Below are 22,188 nucleotides of genomic sequence, written 5' to 3' on the forward strand. Positions count from 1 at the left end.
ATGACGGTGCTGTCGTTGCCCCCGCTCGACCTCGACGCCGCCGTCGCGCCGGCCGAGGACGACTCCCCGCTGCGGTCGGTGTCCACCGCCGTGGCGGTGCTCGACTGCTTCGCCGAGGAGGCCGAGCTCGGCGCCACCCGCGTGGCCGCCCGTCTCGGGATCGCCAAGAGCACCGCCTGCCGGATGCTGGCCGCGCTGGCCACCGGCGGGCTGCTCGAGCGCACCGGCTCCGGGCGCTACCGCCTGGGCCTGCGGCTGTTCGAGTACGGCCAGCTCGCCGTCGACCGCCTCATGCTCCGCGACGTCGCCCTGCCCGCCATGGGCGAGCTGCGCGAGCTGCTGCGCGAGACGATCCAGCTCGGCGTCGTCGTCGGCACCGACGTGCTCTACGTCGAGCGCACCGAGGCCGCGAGCATGAACGTGCGCTTCCGCAGCGAGCACCGCCGCAACCCGGCGCACTCGTCGAGCACCGGACGTGTGCTGGCCGCGGGCGACCCCGCGCTGGCCACGGCGGTCCTCGAGCGCGGGTTCGTCCGGTACACGCCGTTCACGGTGGTCGACCCGCAGCGCTACCGGCAGATCCTCGCGACCACCCGCGAGCAGGGGTACGCGACCTCGCGTGAGGAGCTCGAGCCCGGCTGGTCCTCCATCGCGGCGCCGATCACGATGACGCGGGGCGGTCGCCCGCACCCCGTGGCGGCGCTCTCGGTGGTGGCGCCGACCTCCCGCGTGCTCGGGCACCGCAAGCCGGCGGTGGTCCAGGGCATCCGCCGCGCCGCCGCCCGCGTCTCGGCGGACCTGGAGCGCGCCCGCAGTTAGTCCGCGTGGCACCGTCCCGGTGCAAGCCCTGCGTCCACGCTGGCACTCAACGTCAGGATCGCCACATCCTCGTCGGCGCGACACGCCGTGCGGACCGCGATCAGCGCCTGGCGGGCGTGTCCAGCACGGCCGTGAGGATGCCCGTCAGGACGCGCCGGAACAGGTCGTCCGACGGCGGGCTCGGGGCCGCGCCGGCCAGGAGGGCCGCGAGCCCGGGCTGACGGCCCGGCTCGAGGTCCCGGAAGAGCCCGGGTCCCGCCGACGACCCCGCGCTCGCGAACAGCGCGGCCGCACCGTTCGTCAGGGCCACCGCCTCCATCACCGCGCCGGCGGGCGCCCCGACCGGCGCGAGCACACCGATCACCCACTCGACGTGGTCCAGCACGTGCGGGCCCAGGGGCGACGGCAGGGCCGACACCGCCGCCAGCCACGGGTGCGCCCGGTGCAGGGCGACCTGCTGCTCAGCCACGGCCAGCACGTCCTCCAGCCAGTCACCACTCGGGTCCGGATGGTCCAGCGCCGCCGAGAGCTGACGGTCTACCTGCAGCAGGGACTGGGCTACTCCGCGCTGCTCGCCGGGCTCGCCACCATGCCGTACGCGGTGGGATCGGCCCTGGCCGCCGCGTGGGGCGGCCGCATCGTCGGGCGTGTCGGACGCCCGCTGGTGGTCGCCGGCACCGTCGTCATGGCGGCCGGGATCACGGCGACCCTGCTCATCGTGCGCGCCCGCACGGACCCGTCGACCGGTCTGCTCACCGCCCTGCCCCTGTTCGTCGCGGGGCTCGGGAGCGGGCTCGTGATCACCCCGAACCAGGCGCTGACCCTGCAGGACGTCCCCGTCGACCAGGGCGGCACGGCGGGCGGGATGCAGCAGACGTCGCAGCGCATCGGGTCGTCGATCGGGATCGCGGTGGTCGCGACGGTCTTCTTCGCCGCGCTGGCCGCCTCCGGACAGCAGTACGGGGCGGCACTCGCCGCAGGCCTGCTGGTCGTCCTCCTCTGCGTACTCGCGGCCTTCGCGCTCGGTCTCGCCGATGTCCTGCGTCGTCGCCGCGGGCGTTCCGCGACGCCCCCGATCGGTGACGTCGGGACCGGGGTGCTCTCCGGGACCGGGACGGATGTCGAGGCCCATGCGACCGGGCACCCGCACCACTGATGATCCCCGTCCCCGCTCCCCGGGCCCTGCTCGCCGTCGCGGCCGTCCTCGCGGTCCTGATCGGGGGTCTGCGCCGACCGCCCGGTCACGGAGGCGGCCCAGACCGCGGCAGCACCCGCCCCCGCGGCAGGCATCGACCTCCAGAGCGCCGACCTCGTCACCCTGCAGACCGCGATGGCCCAGAGCCGGCTCTCGGCGGCGGCGTTGACCGCGTTCTCCCTCGAGCGCATCCGGACGGTCGACCCGGGGATCCACTCGGTGCTCGCCGTGGACCCGACGGCGGTCGACCAGGCGGCGGCCAGCGACGGGCGGCGGGCCAGCGGCCGCACGGGGCCGCTCGAGGGCATCCCGGTGCTGGTGAAGGGCAACACCAGCGTCGGCCCCTCGCTGCCGACGACGGCGGGCTCGCTCGCGCTGGCCGACTCCCGGCCGCCCGAGGCCGAGGTCGTCCGGCGCCTGCGCGACGCCGGCGCGGTGATCCTCGGGACGGCGACGCTCTCGGAGTGGGCGAGCGCCCGATCCCCCCAGTCGGCCAGCGGCTGGGCGCCCTGGGCGCCACGACCGCCAACCCCTACGACCCGACGCGCACGGCGTGCGGTTCGAGCTCGGGCGGGCTGCAGGCGCGCGTCCCGCCACCGTCGCCGCCGGCCGTGCTGTCCGTTCGCCCCACCGGAACGCCGTGATGCCGCACTCCCGCCCGCGCTCCTAGCGTCGAGGTCAGTGTCAGGGTCAGCTCGCCGCTGTTGCGGTGGTTGGGAACCTGGCTGCTGGTGATCTGGCTCTTAGCGTCGGTGCCGCCCTAGAGGCTGGCGAGCATGCGTTGTGCCGATCATCCGTGGCTGGGACCGGCCGGCGTGACTTGATAGGAGCGTGGCTGCGCCCCCACTGAGGTGTGTCCGCCGGCCGGCCCAGCTGTGTCCCTCACGGCTCAAGAGAGGAGACCTCTCGATGGTGCTCACGGTCGGGGTCGATGTCCACAAGGACACCCATACCGCGGTGGTGGCCGACGAGCTGGGGCGCGAGTTGGCCAAGCGCACGGTGTCGGCCACCGATACCGGTCACCGCGCTCTGGTCGGCTGGGCCGCCCGGCACGCGGCGGGCGAGCGGACCTGGGCGGTCGAGGACTGCCGGCACGTCTCCACCCGCCTGGAGCGGGCCCTGCTCGGCGCCGGGGAGCAGGTGGTGCGGGTGCCGCCGAAGCTGATGGCCGGCGCCCGGTCCTCGGCGCGCACGCGGGGCAAGTCCGACCCGATCGACGCGCTGGCGATCGCGCGGGCCGCGCTGCGTGAGCCCGACCTGCCCGTCGCCGAGCACGACCAGAGCTCGCGAGAGCTCAAGCTGCTGGTCGATCACCGCGAGGACCTCGTCGCCGAGCGCACCCGGATGCAGAACCGGCTGCGCTGGCACCTGCACGAGCTCGACCCCGGGATCGACCCGCCCGCGCGGCGCCTGGGCGAGATCGGTCTGCTCGACGCGCTCGCGGCGCGGGTGGCCGAGCAGCACAGCGGGATGGTGGCCCGGCTGGCCGGTGAGCTGCTCGCCGACATCCGTGAGCGCACCCTGCGGATCCGGGCCCTCGAACGTGAGATCACCACGTTGACCCGGCAGGCCGCGCCCCGGCTGCTCGAGCTGCCCGGGTGCGGGGCGCTGACCGCGGCGAAGATCGTTGGGGAGACCGCCCGGCCGGGACGGTTCCGCTCCGAGGCCTGCTTCGCGATGCACGCTGGCGCCGCCCCCATCCCGGCGTCCTCGGGGCGCACCGACCGCCACCGCCTCGCCCGCGGCGGCAACCGGCAACTCAACGTCGCTCTGCACCGCATCGCAGTCACCCAGACCCGTCTGCCCAACAGTCTCGGGCAGGCCTACTACCAGCGGCGACGCGCCCGAGGCGACACCACCATGGAAGCCCTACGAGCCCTCAAACGACGCCTGGCCCGCGTCGTGTTCAACCTCCTCCAACCCCCGACGACCACCGTGCCTGCCTCGCAGCCCACGGCGGCTTGACATAGGAGCAACACATGCAGCGCAGCACCGACCGCGTCCTGACGACCCACGTCGGCAGCCTCGCCCGGCCCGAACCCCTGCTGGACACCATGCGGGAGAAGGAGCACGGGCGGCCGTACGACGCCGACCTCTTCGCCCGCCAGGTGACCGACGCGGTCGCCGAGGTCGTCGCGAAGCAGCGCGAGGTCGGGATCGACGTCGTCACCGACGGCGAGATGGGCAAGGTCAGCTTCGCGACCTACATCCAGCGCCGGCTCGGCGGGTTCGAGCCCGCGTCGTCGGGCGAGCGGCTGCTGCCGCCGTCGTGGCAGGTCGAGATCGACGCCTTCCCGGAGTACTACGAGGGCTACCTCGGCAAGTACTCGAAGACGGTGGCGCCGATGGTCAGCGTCGCCTGCACGGGCCCCGTCTCCTACACCGGCCACGACGAGCTGCAGACCGACATCGCCAACCTGCACAAGGCGGTCGCCGGGGTGTCCGGCGTGGTCGAGACGTTCATGCCGTCGACGTCGCCGCGCGGCTTCGGCCGCAACGCCTACTACGCGACCGACCGCGAGTACTACGAGGCCGTCGGCGAGGCGCTGCGCGAGGAGTACCTCGCGATCATCGAGGCCGGGTTCCTCCTGCAGATCGACGACCCATGGCTGATCGAGATCCTCTCCGACCCGACGCTGGAGCCCGCCGAGCGCGACCGCACCGCGCGCGAGCACGCCGAGATCGTCAACCACTCCCTGCGCGACGTCCCGATCGAGAAGATCCGTCTGCACACCTGCTACGGCCTCAACCACGGCCCGCGGGTGCACGACATCTCCATGGGCGAGGTCGCGCCCTACATGCTCGGCATCCAGGCCGGCGGCTACTCGTTCGAGGTCGCGAACCCGCGGCACATGCACGAGTGGAAGGTCTGGGAGGACCCCGCGGTCCGCAACGCGCTGCCCGACGGCGCGGTCCTGATCCCCGGCCTGCTCGGCCACGCCCAGAACTACGTGGAGCACCCGGAGCTGATCGCCGACATGATCGGCTGGTACGCCTCGTGCGTCGGGCGCGAGAACGTCATCGCCTCCGCCGACTGCGGCTTCTCCTCGCGCGCGAGCTACGCGCCGGAGGTGCACCCGAGCGTCGTGTGGGAGAAGTTCCGCGCGCTGTCCGAGGGCGCCGCGATCGCGACCTCGCGTCTCTGGTCGTAGGCGCGACGCGGAAAGGGGAGGCGGGTCGGCTGGGCGTCCCCCCGGGCGCCCGGCAACGACCCGCCTCCCCTTCCCGTCGCGCGCCCGGCCGGAGAGCACAGGGCGACCGCGAGGACGTCAGAGCGACCCCCGACGACCGTCGTCCCGCCCTCGCCGCCAAGACTCACCGATCTCCGTCGCCGGGCACATCAGCAGAAATGACTAGCCCGCCCGCACGGTGCCCATGCCGCTGGACGGCGTCCTGCCCGCCGCCTACCGTCTGTCGTCGTGCCAGGTCAGGGGGGTGTTCCCGGCGGCGCCGGGACGACGACGGCCGCGGCCGCCGGCCCCTGGCGCGCGACCGACGCCGCCGCGCTGGCCCGCTCCTGGGACCGGGCACGCGCCGGCAGCGCCCTCACCGTCGTGCTCACCGGCGACGCGGGCGCCGGCAAGACCCAGCTGGTGCGGGGCCTCGCGGCGCGTGCCGAGGACGACGGCGGGATCGTCATCTCCGGCTCCGCCGTCGACGTCGGCGAGCAGCTGCCGCTGTGGCCCGTCGCCACGGGTGTGCGGCGTCTGGCCCGTGCCGCCGACGACGCGCCGGACCGGGTGCTCGCCGCGCGCGCCGCCCTCGAGCCGTGGCGCGAGGAGCTGCGGCCCCTCCTCGACGGCGGGACGACGCCGGCGCCCTCGGGCGGGCAGCTGCTCGAACTGGTCCGCCGGGTCCTGGTCGGGCTCGCCGCCCGCGCGCCCGTGCTCCTCGTGATCGACGACCTGCACTGGGCCGACCGCACCACCCGCGAGCTCGTGGTGTCGCTCGTCGCCCACCTCTCCGACGAGCGCGTCATGGTGGTCGTCACCGCCCGCTCCGACACCCTCGACGTCACCCACCCGCTGCGCCGGATGCTCCCCGAGCTCGCCCGCGACCGGGCCGTCCGCCTCATCGAGCTCTCGCCGCTGCCCCACGAGGCCGTCGCGACGATCGTCCGCGACGACGGGGGCGACGCCGACCTCGCGGGCCTCGTCTGGCGCCGCTCGGGCGGCAACGCGTTCATCGTCGCCGAGACCCTCGCCGCCGTCGCCGAGGGCGCCGCCGACGGCCTCTCCCCCGGGCTGCGCGGTCTGGTGCTCGGTCGCCTCGCCGGTCTCGGCCCGGTGGCGCAGCGAGTCGTGGCGGCGCTCTCCCTCGGCGAGGAGCCGGTGTCCCACGGGCTGCTCGCCGAGGTGGTGCGCGCCGCGGACGAGGACGAGCTGCTCGCGGCGCTGCGCGAGTCGGCGGAGGCCGCGATGGTGGTCGTCGATCCGGACGTCGAGGGCTACGGGCTGCGCCACGGCCTCATGCGCGACGTCGTCGCCGCCGAGCTGATGCCCGGGGAGCGGCGGAGCCTGCACCGGCGCTACGCGCTGGCGTTCGAGACGACCTCCGGCGAGGGACGTGACCGCGCCGCCCCCGACCCCGCCGTCGCCCTGCGCCGCGCCCACCACTGGGCCCGCGCCGACGACCCCGAGCGCGCCCTGCCCGCCGTCGTGCACGCGGCGGAGGTCGCCGAGCAGATGCACGAGTTCGGCACCGCGCACCGCCAGTGGATGGCGGCGCTCGAGCTCTCCGCCGCGCGCCGCGCGCCGGCCACCGTGGCGCGCGCCCACGCTCCCCGCGCCCTGGCGCCCGCCGACCACGAGGCCAGCGCGCTGCTGCGCCACGCGGCGGACACCGCCCACCTCGCGGGCGAGTACGACGCCGCCGTCGACCTGCTGCGACGCCTCGTGCCCGACTCGGCGACCGTGGGGCGCACGGAGCTCCCGTCCGCGGTGCGGCTCGGGCGCACGCTGCTCGACGCGGGCCGGACGGGCGACGCGGTGCACGTCCTGCACGACGCGGGGCTCGCCGCGACCCGGATCGGCGACGACCCCGCCCTCTCGAGCGTCCACGCCGCGCACGCCGAGGCCCTGCTGATCACCGGGGACGTCCGGGGCGCCCAGCGGGAGGTCGAGCGGGCGCTGGTCGTGTCCCGCCGCCGCGGTGAGCAGCCCGAGCAGGCCCCGATGCTCGCCACCCTGGGCTTCGCCCTGGCCTACCTCGAGAGCCCCGACCGGGGCCTCGCCGCCGTCGCCGAGGGTCTGATGATCGCCGAGCGCACCGGCGACGGCGCCGCGGTCGGGCGCGCCTACCAGGCGTGGGCGGACCTGCTCTCCGGTCCGCTGGGCGAGCTTCACGAGGGCGTCGAGATCGCGCGGCAGGGCGTGGCGCGGATGCGTGACCTGGGCCTGGCCCGCTCGGCCGGGGTGCGCCTGCTGGCCACGACGGCCAACGGACTGTTCCGGCTCGGGCGCTGGTCGGAGGCCTCCGACGCCGTCGACGAGGCCTGGGCGCTGAGCCCCACCGGCGCGGACGCCCTCGAGGTGCGCCTGGCCCGCTGCCGTCTGCAGGTCGGGCGCGGCGAGTTCGCGGCGGCCGACGAGGACCTGCGCGCGGTCGACCTCCTCGCCCTCGACGGCACCGGCGAGGACCCCGTCGCCGAGGACCCCGCGACCGACGCCGTCGCCGACCCCGGCGACACCACCGAGCCCAGGCCGCTCGCGCCGCGCCGGGGCACCGTCGCGTCCCGGTACCGCGTCCCGCTGCTGACGCTGCGCTCCGGGGTCGAGATGTGGCGGGGCCGACCGGACCTCGCGCGCGACCTCGTCGCCCGCGGCCTCGACGTCGCCGAGCACACCCCGGACGACGTCTTCCTCGTCGCGCCGCTGGTGTGGCACGGGCTGCGGGCCGAGGCCGAGGCGGTCGCCCACGGCATGGCCACCGACCGCGCGGCCCTCGACCGCCTCGCCCGCCACGTGGCGCACCTGGAACGCAGGGTCCCGCACACCCTCCCCGCGCTGCGCCGCACGGTGCTCGCCTACGTCCGCATGTGCCACGCCGAGGCGGGGCGCGCCGCCGGGGCCTCCGACCCGGTGGCGTGGGCGCAGGTCGCGCAGGCGTGGAGCGCGCTCCTGCACCCCTACCCCGCGGCCTACGCGCTGCTGCGCCGCGCCGAGGCGCTGCTCGCCACCGGGGCACGGCGCAGCGAGGCCGCCCGCGCGCTGCGCACCGCCGCCGAGACCGCGACGGCGATGGGCGCGGCGCCGTTCCTCGAGGAGATCGCGGGCCTCGCGCGCCGCGCGCGCCTCGACGTCGTGCACGCCGGCGACGCGGTGGTCACCACGCGCGACGAGGGACCCGGGCCGGCGTCGCGACGAGCACCGGAGCTGTCGTCGCTGACCTCGCGCGAGCACGAGGTCCTCGCCGTGCTCGCCGAGGGCCTGTCCAACCGCCAGATCGCCCAGCGCCTCTACATCAGCGAGCGCACCGTCGCCGTGCACGTCTCCCGGGTGCTCGCCAAGACCGACACCCGCTCGCGCACCCAGGCCGCCGCCCTGCTCCAGCGCGTCCGTGCCCGTCCCACCGGCTCCGAGAGAGGTCCACGATGACCGACGACGACCACTCCCTCGCCGGGAACGTCGCCTCCCTGACCGGCCTCGCCCGCGACAAGCTGACCGACGTCCCGTCCGTCGTCGCCCGTCTGGACCGGATCTCGAGGGTGGCCGCGGCGCTCCGACCGCTGGGCGAGGACGACGGGATGGCCTGCTTCGCGCGCCTGTACCACCAGATCACCCAGGACGTCCTGACCTCCTACGACGACCGCTCGCTCTTCCGGTGCGGCAAGTTCATCATCGAGCTCGACATCGCCTTCGCCCAGCGCTACCTGGACGCGATCCGCGCCCACGGGACCGCGGGCGAGAAGGCCCCGGTGTGTTGGGAGATCCTCTTCGACCGCCGCCAGGATGCAGGCATCGACCCGTGGCGCTTCGCTGCCACCGGCGTCAACGCGCACGTCAACTTCGACCTGGCGTTCGCCCTGCTCGACGTCTGGGAGAAGTTCCCCGACGCCCCGTTCGGCACCACCGACGCGCAGTACGACGACTACCGAGCGATCAACACGATCTTCGAGCGGAACATGGACTCGCTGTGCCAGGAGTTCGACGCGCCGTGGTCGGACGTGGGCGGCCACGACTCGATCTTCGACAGGGCGGGCAACGTCCTCGGCGACCTGCTCGTCGTCGGCACCCGCGACCTCGCCTGGACCTTCGCCGAACGCATGTGGCGCAACCGGGGCGAGCGCGACTACCGCTCGGTCCCCCTGGCGACGCTGGACAAGGTCGCGACCGGCTTCGCGAGGGCGCTCATCTGAGCCGTCCGTAGGGTGGCGAGGTGCCCCGCCGCGACCCCCCGCTCCCCCAGCGCCACGGGCTCGACCCGGCGCGGGTGCGGATGCCCGACGAGGGTCCGTGGGCGACGCTGCGCGACCACCTCGTCGAGCGGCTGCCGGTGCCGCCCGCCCGGGTCGACGCGATGCTCGCCGAGGGGCGCATCGTCGACCACGACGGCCCGCTGGGTCCCGCGACGCCGTTCGTGCCGCGGTCGGTGGTGTGGTTCCACCGCGATCTCCCCGACGAGGCTCCGGTGCCGTACGACATCGACGTCGTGCACCGCGACGACGAGATCGTCGTCGTCGACAAGCCGCACTTCCTCGCCACGATCCCCCGCGGCCGTCACGTGCGCGAGACCGTGCTCGTCCGCCTCCGCGACCGGCTCGGGCTGCCGGCGCTGAGCCCCGCGCACCGGCTGGACCGGGTGACGGCCGGGCTGCTGCTGCTCGTCGTCGACCCGTCGCGGCGCGGGACCTACCAGAACCTCTTCCGCGACCGGCGGGTCGCGAAGGCCTACGAGGCCGTCGCTCCGCACGACCCGGACGTCGACCTGCCGCGCGTCGTGCGGAGCAGGATCGTCAAGGAGCGGGGTGTCGTCACCGCGCAGGAGGTGCCGGGCGAGCCGAACGCCGAGACGCTCGTCGAGCTGCTCGACGCCCGGGAGGGGCGGGCGCGCTACCTCCTGACGCCGCGCACCGGGCGCACCCACCAGCTGCGGGTGCACATGGCCTCGCTCGGCCTGCCGATCCTCGGGGACCCGTTCTACCCCGAGGTCCGCGACGTGCCGCTCGACGACTTCCGCGCGCCGCTGCAGCTGGTGGCGCGCGAGCTGTCGTTCCCCGACCCGCGCACCGGCGAGATGCGCCGCTTCACCAGCCGGCGCAGTCTGCAGGCATGGGACGACCCGCAGGGGTGGCGCACGGGACCGTGACCGACACCGATCCACTGATCGTCTCGGCCCTGCTCGACCCGGAGACGCAGGCCGAGCTCGACGCGCAGCGGCGGCGCCTGTTCCCCTCGAAGCGCCTCGTCGTCGGCGCGCACCTCACGCTGTTCCACGCCCTGCCCGGCGAACGCGCCGACGAGGTGGTCGCCGCGCTGGACGAGCTCGCGGCCCGCCCGCCGATCGCCGGCCGGGTCCGGGCGCCGTTCACGCTCGGGCGCGGCGTCGCCTACCGCATCGAGGCCCCCGGGCTCGACGCCGTGCACGCGGCCATCGCCCGGCGCTTCGCCGGCGACCTGACCCGCCAGGACAGCCGGCGCCCGCACCACCACGTCACGGTGCAGAACAAGGTCGACCCGGAGACCGCGAAGGCGACGCTCGCCGAGCTCGTCGCGTCGCACGCCCCGTACCCGGCCACGGTCACCGGCCTCGCGCTCTGGCGCTACCGCGGCGGGCCGTGGGAGCCGGTGCGCGAGTTCCCGTTCCGCGGCGAGGGCTGAGCCCTCCGCGGTTCTCGGGCACGATGCCGGGCGTGCCGGATCTGCCCCCACTCGACGTCCCCGTCGTCGCCGCGCCCATGGCCGGCGGCCCGTCCACCCCTGCCCTGGCCGCCGCGGTCGGCGACGCCGGCGGGCTGGGGTTCCTGGCGGGCGGCTACCTCACGGCGGAGGCGTTCGACGAGCAGCTCGCCTCCTGCCGCGGCCGTCCCCTGGCCGCCAACCTCTTCCTGCCCGCGGACCCCGACCCCGACCCCGAGGGGCGCGCCGCGGCGATCGCCGCCTACGCCGAGGACCTGCGCGGCGAGGCCGAGCACCGGGGCGTGGCGCTGGGCGAGCCCCGCACCGACGACGACGCCGTCGATGCGAAGATCGCGGTGCTGGCGCGGCACCGTCCGGCCGTGGTGTCGGTGACGTTCGCGCTGCCCTCGCCCTCGCGGTTCGCGGCGTTGCGGAACACGGGCGCGGCGCTGATGGCCACGGTGACCTCGGTCGACGAGGCCCGGGCGGCCGCGGCGCAGGGCTTCGATGCGCTGTGGGTGCAGGGCGCCGAGGCGGGCGGGCACCGGGGCGTCCACCGCGACACGGGCGGCGACCCCGAGGCCGGCGCCGCACCGCTCGCGCGCCTGCTCCCGGCGGTGCGCGCGGCGACGGACCTGCCGCTGGTCGCCGCGGGCGGGATCACCGACGGCGCCGGCGTGGCGCGGGTCCTCGCCGAGGGGGCGGTCGCCGCGGCGCTGGGCACCGCGTTCCTGTGCTGCCCCGAGGCCGGGACGTCGGCCACCCACCGTGCGGCGCTCTTGGGCCGGGCGGAGAGCCGATCCCGCGACACCGTCGTCACCCGGGCCTTCACGGGGCGGCCGGCGCGGGCGCTGGCCAACGCCTTCAGCGACGCGCACTCGGCGGCCGCGCCCGCGGCGTATCCGGAGCTGCACCACCTGACCCGCCCGCTGCGGGCCGCGGCGGCGGCGGCCGGGGACCCCGACGGGCTGCACCTGTGGGCCGGGACCGGCTGGCGCACGGTCACCGAAGAACCGGCGGGCGAGCTCGTCGCGCGGCTCGAGCGGGAACGGCGCGGGGCCTGAGAGGACGCCTCGGACGAGGGCCCGAACGACTGCGGCCCGTCCCCTGGGTGCGGGGACGGGCCACCGGGAGATCCGGGTCGAACTAGAAGTAGGTCTTGCGGCCACCCACGCCACGGCCGACGGCACCCAGGATCGTCAGCACGAGACCGACGACCGCGAGGATCGCGCCGATCGTGTAGAGGATCGAGATGCCGGTGACGGCCCCGATGATGATGAGGATGACGCCGAGAATGATCAACTTTTCTCCTTCGTGGTGCAGTGATCAGGCCTTGGGGACAGCCAGTTACCCGGCCACATGAACGAGAACACTCCGCAACCGGACCATTCCTGGATCGTCCATTCCCGTCACACCGTGTACGCCGGACGGACACTGCGTGTGCAAGTCGAGGACGTTACTGCGCCGGCCGGGGACCGATTCCGGCAGGATCGGGTAATAGTTCCCGCCGCGGCGGTTGCGCTCGTGCTCGACGAGGAGGATCGGCTCCTCGTCCTCCGCACACACCGGCACGTGGTCGACCAGGACGGGTGGGAGCTCCCCGGCGGCGTCGTCGATCCGGGCGAGGATCCCATGGCGGCGGCCTCGCGGGAAGCCGCCGAGGAGACCGGGTGGCGGCCCAGCGGTCCGGGGCGCATGCTCCTCGCGTTCGAGCCCCTGCCCGGCACCGCGGTCGCGCCGATGTCGGTGCACCTCTGGACGGGCGCGGTCCCCGGCGACGTCCCGCTCGACCCCCTCGAGCCGGGCCGGGCGCGCTGGATCCCGTTCGCCGAGGCCGTGCGCCTCACCCTGGCCGGCGAGATGCTCGGCGCCGGCTCGCTCGTCGGCGTCCTCGCCCTGCAGGCCGAGCGCACCGCGACCTGAGCCGGCTCCCGTGATCAGAGCGAGGGACGCCCTCGCTGCACTGGAAGCAGCGAGGGCGTCCTTCGGTCCTCGACGCGGGGTCAGTCGCTCCGGACCGTCAGGCCCCAGCCGGTGAGCGTGCCCTGGTCGATGCCGACCCCGTCGACGACCTGCAGGCGCCACTCGCCGCCGGCGGCCTGGCCCACGAGCGGCGCGAGCGGGCTGCCCGGCGTCGCGCTGTCGAGATTCACGGCGAGGTTCGGGTCGGCGCGGGTGCAGTACGTCGGGTTCGCGACCTCGACCTGCGTGCCCTGGGGCGAGACCAGGGTGACCGTGAGGTCGCAGGTGTAGGGGTGCGTGATCGTCGCCTCGACGTGCACGGCCTGCACCGCACCGGAGCCGTCGAGGGTGATCCCGCTGGTGACGCCCGCCGGGTCGGCGTCGGGGATCGCGACCGCGCCCGACGACACCCCGATCATCGTGCCGCCGCCGGAGAGCAGCACGACGGCGCCGACGATGCCGGCGACGACCACGAGGGCGATCCCGCCGAGCAGCCAGCCGATCCAGCCGTGCTTCCGGGGTGCGGGCGGAGGGCCGTAGCCCGTACCGGGCATCGCTCCGGTCGGCGGCTGGCCGGGCGGGCCGTAGCCGGGCCGGCCATCACCGGGCCCTCCGTACCCGGGCTGCCCGTACCCGGGCTGTCCGTACCCGGGCTGTCCGTACCCGGGCTGCCCGTAGCCGGCCGGGCCGTAGCCGGGCGGCGGGTAGACGCCGGCCTGCCGGCCCGGAGCAGGCTGACCCCACGCCTGGTCGTGCCCCGGCGGCACGGAGCCGGGTGGGTACGCCGGCGCTCGACCGACCGCGGTGTCCTGGGCCGACTCGGGGACCTGACCGACCGCCTGGGTCGGACGCGACGAGGGGTCACCCTCGGGGGCGGAGGAGCCGAACGGCGGGACGGTGGTGCTCATGGCGGTCTCCCGGGGAGGGCAGGGTGCGGGGGTCGCCCCGAGGGGTGAGCCCGGAGCGCATGGCACGCACAGTAATCAGATTCGCCTCGCTCCGGCCCCTTCTTCACTCGATCGGCCCTGCCACTCGCTTCGCTCCGTGAGTGACGCGAGTCGCTCGACGTCAAACACTTTGACGTCCTACTATTTGGAGCGAGGCCCGCCGACCCGTACTGCGAGGAACGATGACGGACGAGCTGTACGTCCCGACCCACCCGATCCGCTTCGTCACCGCGGCGAGCCTGTTCGACGGGCACGACGCGGCGATCAACATCATGCGGCGGATCCTGCAGCGGCAGGGCGCCGAGGTGATCCACCTCGGGCACAACCGCTCGGTCGACGAGGTGGTCACCGCCGCGATCCAGGAGGACGCGCACGGCGTCGCCATCAGCTCGTACCAGGGCGGGCACGTCGAGTACTTCAGCTACCTCGTCGACCTGCTGCGCGAGCGCGGCGCGGGGCACGTGAAGGTCTACGGCGGCGGCGGGGGCGTCATCGTCCAGGACGAGATCGACCGCCTGCACGCCCACGGCGTCGAGCACATCTTCTCCCCCACCGACGGCCAGCGCCTGGGCCTGCCGGGGATGATCAACACGATGATCCGGACCTGCGACGTCGACCTCGGCGCGCAGCCACCGTCGAGCTGGGACGGCGTCTTCGCCGGCGAGCCGGCCACGCTCGCGCGGGCCCTCTCCGTGGCCGAGGCCGGGCAGCTGCCCGAGGAGATCCGCCGGCGTGCCGCGTCGACGCTCGAGGGCCGGTCCGTCCCGGTGCTCGGCATCACCGGCACCGGCGGCTCGGGCAAGTCGTCGCTGACCGACGAGCTCGTGCGCCGCTTCCGCCTCGACCAGGAGGACAAGCTCCGGATCGCGGTGCTCGCGGTCGACCCGACGCGTCGCAAGGGCGGCGGCGCGCTGCTCGGCGACCGCATCCGCATGAACTCCCTCGGCGGGCCGCAGGTGTACTTCCGCTCGATGGCCTCGCGCGGGGGCGGGGGCACGCTCCCGGAGCACCTCGCCGACGCGATCGCCCTTCTGCGCGCCTCGGGGGTCGACCTCGTCATCGTCGAGACCCCCGGCATCGGCCAGGGCGACGCCGGGATCGTCGACCACGTCGACGCGTCGCTGTACGTCATGACGCCCGAGTTCGGCGCGGCCTCGCAGCTCGAGAAGATCGACATGCTGGACTTCGCCGACGTCGTGGCGATCAACAAGTTCGAGCGCCGTGGCGCCGACGACGCCCGCCGCGACGTCGCCCGGCAGCTCGTCCGCAACCGCGACGCGTTCAGCTCCTCGTGGGAGGACATGCCGGTCTACGGCACCAGCGCCGCGACCTTCCACGACGACGGCGTCACCGCGCTCTACGGGCACCTGCGCTCGATGCTCGCGAGGCTCGGGCTCTCGGTGGGCGACGGTCGGCTGACGATCCCCGACACGAAGACGTCGACCGACTACGCCGCCTCGATCCCGCCCGAGCGCGCGCGCTACCTCGCCGACGTCGCCGGCACGGTGCGCGACTACCACCGCGGGACCGAGTCGATGGTCGCGGCCGCGCAGAAGCGCCAGGCGCTGCGCCGGGCCACCGAGGCGCTCGGCGACCGCGACGCCGGCGCCCTGCCGGACGTGCTCGCCGAGGCGGAGCGCGACCTGCCGGGCGACGCCGCGGTTCTGCTGGACGCCTGGCCCGCGACGGTCGAGGCCTATGCCGGCGACGAGATGGTCGTCCACGTGCGCGACAAGGAGCTGCGCACGCAGCTGACCCGCGAGACGCTCTCGGGGAGCAAGGTCAACCGCGTCTCGCTGCCGCCGTACACCGCCGACGAGGAGATCCTGCGCTTCCTGCGGCGGGAGAACCTGCCGGGGCACTTCCCGTTCACCGCCGGGGTGTTCGCGTTCAAGCGCGAGGGCGAGGACCCGGCCCGCATGTTCGCGGGCGAGGGCGACGCGTTCCGCACCAACCGCCGGTTCCACTACCTCTCGCAGGACTCGCCGGCCAAGCGCCTGTCGACCGCGTTCGACTCGGTGACGCTCTACGGCCACGACCCGGCGACCCCGCCCGACGTCTACGGCAAGGTCGGCACCTCCGGGGTGTCGATCGCGTCGCTGGACGACATGAAGGTGCTCTACTCCGGATTCGACCTGACCTCGCCGACCACCTCGGTGTCCATGACGATCAACGGCCCGGCTCCGGCGATCCTCGCCTTCTACCTCAACACCGCGGTCGACCAGCAGGTCGACGCGTTCATCGAGCGCGAGGGCCGCGAGCCGTCGGAGGACGAGCGCGCCGAGCTCGCCGCCCACGCGTTCCAGAACGTCCGCGGCACGGTGCAGGCCGACATCCTCAAGGAGGACCAGGGCCAGAACACCTGCATCTTCTCCACCGAGTTCTCCCTGCGGATGATGGCCGACATCCAGCAGTGGTTCATCGAGAACAAGGTCCGCAACTTCTACTCGGTGTCGATCTCCGGCTACCACATCGCCGAGGCCGGGGCGAACCCCATCAGCCAGCTCGCCTTCACGCTGGCGAACGGCTTCACCTACGTCGAGTCCTACCTCGCGCGCGGGATGGACATCGACGACTTCGCCCCGAACCTGTCGTTCTTCTTCTCGAACGGCATGGACGCGGAGTACTCCGTGATCGGTCGCGTCGCCCGGCGCATCTGGGCCGTCGCGATGCGGGAGCGCTACGGCGCCAGCGAGCGCTCGCAGAAGCTGAAGTACCACGTGCAGACCTCGGGGCGGTCGCTGCACGCGCAGGAGATGAACTTCAACGACATCCGCACGACGCTCCAGGCGCTGTGCGCGCTCTACGACAACGCGAACTCCCTGCACACCAACGCCTACGACGAGGCGGTCACCACCCCGTCGCAGGAGTCGGTGCGCCGCGCGCTGGCCATCCAGCTGATCATCAACCGCGAGTGGGGCCTGTCGATGAACGAGAACCCGCTGCAGGGTTCGTTCGTCATCGACGAGCTGACCGATCTCGTCGAGGAGGCCGTGCTCAAGGAGTTCGACTCGATCGCCGAGCGCGGCGGCGTGCTGGGCGCCATGGAGACCGGCTACCAGCGCGGCAAGATCCAGGACGAGTCGATGCTCTACGAGTCGCGCAAGCACGACGGCACGCTGCCGCTGGTCGGCGTCAACACCTTCCTGCCCCCCGAGGACGCCGAGCAGGAGGCGCCGGAGCTCGAGCTCTCCCGCGGCACCGAGGAGGAGAAGAACTCGCAGCTGCAGCGCGTCGAGGACTTCCAGGCCCGGAACGCCGACGCCGCCCCCGAGGCGCTGCGCCGGCTCCAGGACGCCGCCACCTCGGGTGGCAACGTCTTCGCCGAGCTCGTCTCCGCCGCCCGCGTCTGCACCCTGGGCCAGCTCACCGACGCGTTCTTCGAGGTGGGCGGGCAGTACCGCCGCTCGATGTAGGCCGGTGCGCTCGGCGCCTCAGGACGCCACGAGCCACGTCCCCGCGGTCACGTGGGCCTGCGCGCGCACCCGGGCGGCCAGGGGGCGCAGCTCGGCCATCGCCGGCACCGTGTCGGCGAGGGTCAGCTCGGCCTCGATCACCGTGACGTCGCCGCCCCACACGTCGCCGAGGATCCGGACCAGCCAGCCGGTGCCGTGGTCCCAGCCCTCGCGGGGCGTGCCGGGCCCGTACCCGCCGCCGCGCGAGACCACGAGCGCGACGGGGCGCCCCGCGAGCGGCTGGTTCCCGGGCGCGAAGCGCGGGTCGGTGATGAGCACGTCCACCCACGTCTTGAGGTGGGCGGCGATGCCGAAGTTGTAGAGCGGCGAGCCGATGACGAGCGCGTCGGCGGCGACGACCTCGTCGGCCAGCTCGCCCACCAGGGCGACCGCCGCACGCTGCTCGGGCGTGCGGTCGGCCTCCGGCGTCGCGCCGGCGCCCATGGCCGTCGTCCACAGGTCGGCGGGCAGGGGCTCGCGGCCGACGTCGCGCCGGACGACCGTCCTCCCCGGGTGCTGCTCGAGCCACGTCTGCTCGACGGTGTCGGCCACCTCGCGGCTCACCGAGCCCTCGGTACGGATGCTGCTGTCCAGGCGGAACAGGGACATGGGGAACGACCTCCCGATCGTGGCGACGTGCTGTCTCCTAGATGTTCTGCTCGACAGACCATCGTGTCAACAGAAGGGTGGTGAGATCGCGTATCGTGAGACCGTGGCCACCCCGCAGCGCGTCGAGTCCGACCTCGGCTGGGCGCTCGGCCGGGTCGCGCGCGCTCACCTGCGGGTGGCGCAGGAGCACGTCGCGGGCCTGCCCGGGGGCCCGCGCGGCTACCAGGTGCTCGTGGCGGCGGCGCGCGAGGAGTCCAGCACCCAGCTCGCGCTGGCCCAGAAGCTGGGCGTCGACCGCACCGTGATGACCTATCTGATCGACGAGCTGCAGGCCGAGGGCCTCGTCGAGCGCCGGCCCGATCCGGCCGACCGCCGCGCCCGTCGCGTGGTGCTCACCGAGACCGGCGGCGCGCGCCTGTGCGACCTCGAGCGCCGCCTGCGCGAGGCCGAGCAGCACGTCCTGGCCCCGTTGACGCCCGAGGAGCAGGACGTCCTGCGCGCCCTCCTGCAACGCGTGGCCGAGGTGGACCCGGACACCGCGTCGGCGTGCGAGGTCGCCCGGGACCTAAGCCAGGAGTGCTGAGAGCTCCCCGTCGAGCGCGGCCAGGAAGCGGTCGACGCCCTCGGCGCCGCCCAGCACGGCGTCGTCCGCCGCGATCCCGAGACGCACCCGGCCCGCGTAGCTCAGGATGCTCACGCCCAGCGCGAGCTGCCCGGAGCACGGCACCCAGAACAACAGGTCGCGCACGCGTGTCCCGGCGATCTCGAGCTCCCGGACGGGGCCCGGGACGTTCGTGATGATGAGGCTCGCGGCCTCGGCGTAGCGGCGCACGAGGCCCTGGGTCCAGGCGGCGCGGCCGTGGCCCGCCGTGGCGATGCCGATGAAGGTCGCCAGCGCCTGGTTGGTCCGCTTGATCGACGACATCACCCGGTGCACGCGCTCCACGCGGCGGCCCGGGTCCGGCTCGTCGGTGGGGATCGTCGGGAGCACGAGGCCGAACTCGTTGCCCAGCCAGTGCGACACCGGGCGGTCGAGGCGGCGCAGGTTGGTCGGCATCACCGCGCGCAGGCGGGGACTGTCGCCGCCCAGGTACTCCCGCAGCGCGCCCGCGATCGCCGCGCACAGCACGTCGTTGACGCTCGCCCCGTGCTCCTTGCCGACGGCCTTGACCGCGTCGAGGTCGACGGCCCGGGTCCAGCGCGCGGACTTCGCGGTGCCCAGCTCGCCCTGCAGCGCGGTCGCGGCCTCGGCGGGCGGGCGGACGATGAGCGCGGTCGAGTGCCCGATCGCGCTGCTCGTCGCGGCGAGCTCCTCGCGGCCCTCCGGGCTCGGCCAGCGCGCGACCGTGCGCCCCAGCCGCCAGAGCCGCTGCGGGAGCTCCCGCCGGACGAGGCGGACGTCGCGGACCCCCCGCCGGCGCTTCGGGGGCGCGGCGTAGGCCACCGGGGTGCCCTCGTCGGTGCCGGGCGAGTCGTCGGCGAGCGCGTGGAAGAGGTGGTTGAGCGCGACGCCGTCGGCGAGCCCGTGGTGGATGCTCACGAGCACCGCCGAGCCGTCCTCGCCCGCACCCTCCGCCCCGCGGTAGCCGGTGACCACGTGGATCGCCCAGCAGGGCCGGTCGGTCGGCAGCGGGCGCGACATGAGGGTGCCGACGTGCTCGGCCAGCGCGGCGTCGTCAGCGGGCGCGGCGAGGTCCACCGTGTCGATGTGCGCGGCGAGGTCCGGCTCGTCGTCGACCCACCGAACCGGACCGAGACCGCCGGCGGGCCAGGTCGGCCGCTGCCGGAAGCCCGGGTAGACCGCGACCCATCGCTGCGCCACCCGCTCGCGCACCGTCGCGACGTCCACCGGTCCGTCGCAGAACAGCACCCCGTGCACGACCATCCGGTTCGTCGGCTGCTCGAGCTGCAGCCAGGCGGTGTCGATGCCCGACGCCCAACGGTCCACGGAAGTGCCTCCGGTCACGGGGAAGATGGCGGTACCGACGGTATCGGATGACTCCGGTGGCACCCTGGGGGCATGGACGTCGTCGACGATCAAGACCGCCGTGTCGCGCTCCCCGGTGCCGTCGACCGGGTGGTCAGCCTCGTCCCCTCGCTCACCGAGGCGCTCGCCGTGACCGCGCCGGGTCTCCTGGTGGGCGCCACCGACTGGTGCACCCACCCCGACGACCTCGACGAGCACGGGGTCACCCGCGTGCGGGGCACGAAGAACCCCGACATCGAGAAGATCATCGCGCTGCGCCCCGACCTCGTGCTGGCCAACGCCGAGGAGAACAAGCCCGAGGAGCTCGACAAGCTCCGCGAGGCCGGCCTGGCCGTGTACGTGACCGACATCCGGACGGTCGACGGCGCGCTGCGCTCGCTGGAGCGGATGCTCTCCGCGTGCGGCCTCGAGCGCCCTGCGTGGATCGACGGCGCCCGGGTCGCGTGGGACACCCTGCCGCTGCCCGACGGGCCGCGGCGCGCCGTGGTGCCGATCTGGCGCAAGCCGTGGATGGCGGTCGGCTCGGACACCTTCACCGGCGCCGTGCTCGCCCGTCTCGGCATCGAGAACGTGCTCGGCGACAGCCCGGAGCGCTACCCGCGGTTCGACCCGGCGGACCTGCCGGCGCACGACCTCGTCGTGCTGCCCGACGAGCCGTACCGCTTCACCGCCGACGACGGACCGGAGTCGTTCGCGGCCCCGTCCGCGCTGGTCAGCGGTCGGTTGCTCACCTGGTACGGGCCGAGCCTGCTCGAGGCCGCGCGGGTGCTGCCGGGCGCCCTGGCCGCCGCGGAGACGACGGGGGCGGGCGCGGCGTCGTAACCCGCCTCAGGACGAGGACGCCGCCCGGCGGACCTCGTCGTGGGCGCCCTCGATCTCGATGCGCGCGAGCGCCCCGGCGAGGCGGCCGATCTTCTCGGCGCCGCCACCGTAGCGGGCGAGGTCGTCGGCGGACTCCCCCAGCCCGAGGGCCGACGCCGCGCGCAGGGCGCGGCCGTCGGCGAACGGGGAGACCTCGTCCCAGAGCACCTGGACCTCGCGCAGGAAGACGTCCGCCACGGCATCGTCGACACCGGGCAGGTCGGTGAGCAGCGCGCGCTCCCGGCCGGGGTCCTGCCCGGCGTCCTCGCGCAGGCGGCGCAGGTCGCCGTCCCAGGTGTCCGCGACGGCCACCGCGAGCGCCCGCAGCGTCCCGGCGTCGCCGGAGGCGGTGTCGTCGCCGTCGGCGCTGTCGTCACCCTCGACGGCCGCGCCGAGCTCCTTGGCCACGTCCTGCTCGTCCGCGTCCGCGAGGTCGGCGGCGGTGTGCCACCGGTTGGTCACCTCGTGGGCGGCCCGGGCCGCCTCCGTGGTCTCGCCGCGCGGCGCCACGAGGACGGCGGTGACCAGCAGGTCGAACAGCCCCGCGGGATTGTTCGTCCGCCGCAGACCGATCTCCTCGGCGAACCCCCGGCCCTCGCGCTCGAGCACCGCCCGGGCGATCTGCTTCTGCTCCTCGTCGAGCGTGTCGTCCATGGCCGCGGAGGTACCCGGTGCGGGAGCCGCGGCGAACCCTTCAGGTCTGGGTGACGCCGCCGTCGACGGTGATCGTGGTGCCCGTGACGTAGGACCCCGCGTCGGAGACGAGGAAGACCAGGGCCGCGGCGAGCTCCTGCGGATCCCCGATTCGCCCGGCGAGGACGCGCGGCATCATCTTCTCGAGGTAGCCCTCGGCGTAGCTGTCGGTCATCTCCGAGGTGAAGAAGCCGGGCGCGAGGGCGTTGACGCGGATGCCCTTGCGCGGGGTCCACTGCTGGGCGAGGTCGCGGGTGAGGCCGATCAGCCCGGCCTTCGACGCGGAGTACGCGGCCTGCGGGAGCCCGGCGGTGGTGAACGCCAGGATGCTGGAGACGTTGACGATGCTGCTGCCGGGCTGCATCACCGCGCCTGCGGCCTGCGCCATCCAGTAGCAGCCGTTGAGGTTGACGTCGATGACCTCGCGGAACTGCTCCGGGGTCTCCTTCGTCGCGGGGTATGCGGTGCCGATGCCGGCGTTGTTGACCAGGATGTCGACGCGCCCGAACTCGTTCATCCCGGCGTCCACCAGGGCGCGGCATTCCTCGGGCTCGGCGACGTCCGTGCCCACCGCGACCACGCGGCGACCGAGCGCCTCGACGGCCTTGCGCGTGTCCTCCAGCTTCTCGGTGCGCCGGGCGCCGAGCACGACGTCGGCACCCGCCTCGGCCAGCGCGGTGGCGAAGACCGCCCCCAGCCCGGAGGAGGCGCCGGTGATCACGGCGACGCGGTCGTCGAGTCGGAAGCGATCGAGGATGCCCATGGTCACAGGACCGTAGGGCACGTCCTCCCGACGCCGCAGTACTCCGGGATCCGGGCTCGT

General features: G+C 74.5%; 21 protein-coding genes. 14 read left to right on the top strand and 7 right to left on the bottom strand.

Annotation, left to right across the window (positions count from 1 at the left end; genetic code table 11):
- Nucleotides 1-819, top strand: coding sequence for an IclR family transcriptional regulator (locus tag OG774_RS08020; protein ID WP_328308321.1), 819 nt, complete (start codon nt 1-3; stop codon nt 817-819).
- Between the two features lie 100 nt (nt 820-919).
- Here the strand turns inward: OG774_RS08020 and OG774_RS08025 are convergent, their stop codons facing one another.
- Nucleotides 920-1,288, bottom strand: coding sequence for a hypothetical protein (locus OG774_RS08025; RefSeq protein ID WP_328308322.1), 369 nt, complete (start codon nt 1,286-1,288; stop codon nt 920-922).
- Between OG774_RS08025 and OG774_RS08030 the strand changes: the two genes are divergently transcribed.
- The 9 genes from OG774_RS08030 (at nt 1,262) to OG774_RS08070 (ending at nt 11,915) form a co-directional block, all read left to right on the top strand.
- Nucleotides 1,262-1,975 carry an MFS transporter gene (locus OG774_RS08030; RefSeq protein ID WP_328308324.1) on the top strand — a complete coding sequence of 238 codons (714 nt, stop codon included), beginning with the start codon at nt 1,262-1,264 and terminating at the stop codon, nt 1,973-1,975. The genes OG774_RS08025 and OG774_RS08030 overlap by 27 nt on opposite strands.
- Before the next feature lie 174 nt (nt 1,976-2,149).
- Entirely contained in the window at nt 2,150-2,749 is a 600-nt protein-coding gene (locus OG774_RS08035; RefSeq protein WP_328308326.1) for an amidase family protein, read from the top strand.
- A 174-nt stretch (nt 2,750-2,923) separates the two neighbouring features.
- Nucleotides 2,924-3,979 (top strand): IS110 family transposase, encoded by a 1,056-nt coding sequence (locus tag OG774_RS08040; protein WP_328303693.1) that lies wholly within the window; start codon nt 2,924-2,926, stop codon nt 3,977-3,979.
- Nucleotides 3,980-3,993: 14 nt separating this feature from the next.
- On the top strand, nt 3,994-5,166 hold the full coding sequence (locus tag OG774_RS08045) for a cobalamin-independent methionine synthase II family protein (RefSeq protein WP_328308328.1): 1,173 nt from the start codon (nt 3,994-3,996) through the stop codon (nt 5,164-5,166).
- A 267-nt stretch (nt 5,167-5,433) separates the two neighbouring features.
- The gene (locus OG774_RS08050) at nt 5,434-8,610 is read left to right on the top strand and encodes a helix-turn-helix transcriptional regulator (RefSeq protein ID WP_328308330.1); all 3,177 of its coding nucleotides are present in this window, start codon (nt 5,434-5,436) and stop codon (nt 8,608-8,610) included.
- Nucleotides 8,607-9,371 (top strand): DUF5995 family protein, encoded by a 765-nt coding sequence (locus OG774_RS08055; protein WP_328308332.1) that lies wholly within the window; start codon nt 8,607-8,609, stop codon nt 9,369-9,371. Before OG774_RS08050 ends, OG774_RS08055 begins: the two co-directional genes overlap by 4 nt.
- A gap of 80 nt (nt 9,372-9,451) precedes the next feature.
- Complete coding sequence (locus OG774_RS08060; protein WP_328310850.1) at nt 9,452-10,321, top strand: pseudouridine synthase; 870 nt, start codon at nt 9,452-9,454, stop codon at nt 10,319-10,321.
- A complete protein-coding gene (locus OG774_RS08065; RefSeq protein WP_328308334.1) occupies nt 10,318-10,833 on the top strand; it encodes a 2'-5' RNA ligase family protein in 516 nt (171 codons plus the stop codon). The genes OG774_RS08060 and OG774_RS08065 overlap by 4 nt, the downstream gene beginning before the upstream one ends.
- 23 nt (nt 10,834-10,856) lie before the next feature.
- On the top strand, nt 10,857-11,915 hold the full coding sequence (locus OG774_RS08070; RefSeq protein WP_442873958.1) for an NAD(P)H-dependent flavin oxidoreductase: 1,059 nt from the start codon (nt 10,857-10,859) through the stop codon (nt 11,913-11,915).
- Nucleotides 11,916-11,997: 82 nt separating this feature from the next.
- On the opposite strand, the gene OG774_RS08075 is transcribed toward OG774_RS08070, so the two are convergent.
- The gene (locus OG774_RS08075) at nt 11,998-12,153 is read right to left on the bottom strand and encodes a hypothetical protein (protein WP_274192176.1); all 156 of its coding nucleotides are present in this window, start codon (nt 12,151-12,153) and stop codon (nt 11,998-12,000) included.
- A gap of 57 nt (nt 12,154-12,210) precedes the next feature.
- Here OG774_RS08075 and OG774_RS08080 point away from each other — a divergent pair, with 57 nt between their 5' ends.
- Nucleotides 12,211-12,774, top strand: a complete 564-nt coding sequence (locus tag OG774_RS08080) for an NUDIX domain-containing protein (RefSeq protein ID WP_328308338.1) — start codon at nt 12,211-12,213, stop codon at nt 12,772-12,774.
- Nucleotides 12,775-12,854: 80 nt separating this feature from the next.
- Here the strand turns inward: OG774_RS08080 and OG774_RS08085 are convergent, their stop codons facing one another.
- Nucleotides 12,855-13,721, bottom strand: coding sequence for a proprotein convertase P-domain-containing protein (locus OG774_RS08085; RefSeq protein ID WP_328308340.1), 867 nt, complete (start codon nt 13,719-13,721; stop codon nt 12,855-12,857).
- Nucleotides 13,722-13,942: 221 nt separating this feature from the next.
- Here OG774_RS08085 and icmF point away from each other — a divergent pair, with 221 nt between their 5' ends.
- Nucleotides 13,943-17,176: a fused isobutyryl-CoA mutase/GTPase IcmF gene (gene icmF / locus OG774_RS08090; protein ID WP_328308342.1), complete on the top strand. Its 3,234-nt coding sequence runs from the start codon at nt 13,943-13,945 to the stop codon at nt 17,174-17,176.
- An 18-nt stretch (nt 17,177-17,194) separates the two neighbouring features.
- Here icmF and OG774_RS08095 read toward each other — a convergent pair whose 3' ends face one another.
- Complete coding sequence (locus OG774_RS08095; RefSeq protein WP_328308344.1) at nt 17,195-17,824, bottom strand: FMN-dependent NADH-azoreductase; 630 nt, start codon at nt 17,822-17,824, stop codon at nt 17,195-17,197.
- Nucleotides 17,825-17,927: 103 nt separating this feature from the next.
- Here OG774_RS08095 and OG774_RS08100 point away from each other — a divergent pair, with 103 nt between their 5' ends.
- Nucleotides 17,928-18,407: a MarR family winged helix-turn-helix transcriptional regulator gene (locus OG774_RS08100; RefSeq protein ID WP_328308346.1), complete on the top strand. Its 480-nt coding sequence runs from the start codon at nt 17,928-17,930 to the stop codon at nt 18,405-18,407.
- Here OG774_RS08100 and OG774_RS08105 read toward each other — a convergent pair.
- Complete coding sequence (locus OG774_RS08105) at nt 18,390-19,772, bottom strand: wax ester/triacylglycerol synthase domain-containing protein (protein ID WP_328308348.1); 1,383 nt, start codon at nt 19,770-19,772, stop codon at nt 18,390-18,392. The two genes, OG774_RS08100 and OG774_RS08105, sit on opposite strands and share 18 nt — an antisense overlap.
- Before the next feature lie 72 nt (nt 19,773-19,844).
- On the opposite strand from OG774_RS08105, the gene OG774_RS08110 reads away from it, so the two are divergent.
- Nucleotides 19,845-20,633 (top strand): helical backbone metal receptor, encoded by a 789-nt coding sequence (locus OG774_RS08110; RefSeq protein WP_328308350.1) that lies wholly within the window; start codon nt 19,845-19,847, stop codon nt 20,631-20,633.
- A gap of 6 nt (nt 20,634-20,639) precedes the next feature.
- On the opposite strand, the gene OG774_RS08115 is transcribed toward OG774_RS08110, so the two are convergent.
- Nucleotides 20,640-21,326: a hypothetical protein gene (locus tag OG774_RS08115; protein ID WP_328308352.1), complete on the bottom strand. Its 687-nt coding sequence runs from the start codon at nt 21,324-21,326 to the stop codon at nt 20,640-20,642.
- A 40-nt stretch (nt 21,327-21,366) separates the two neighbouring features.
- On the bottom strand, nt 21,367-22,128 hold the full coding sequence (locus tag OG774_RS08120; protein WP_328308354.1) for an SDR family NAD(P)-dependent oxidoreductase: 762 nt from the start codon (nt 22,126-22,128) through the stop codon (nt 21,367-21,369).
- Between the last annotated feature and the right edge of the window lie 60 nt (nt 22,129-22,188).

It is taken from the genome of Actinomycetospora sp. NBC_00405 (genome assembly GCF_036044095.1).
Lineage (GTDB): Bacteria > Actinomycetota > Actinomycetes > Mycobacteriales > Pseudonocardiaceae > Actinomycetospora > Actinomycetospora callitridis.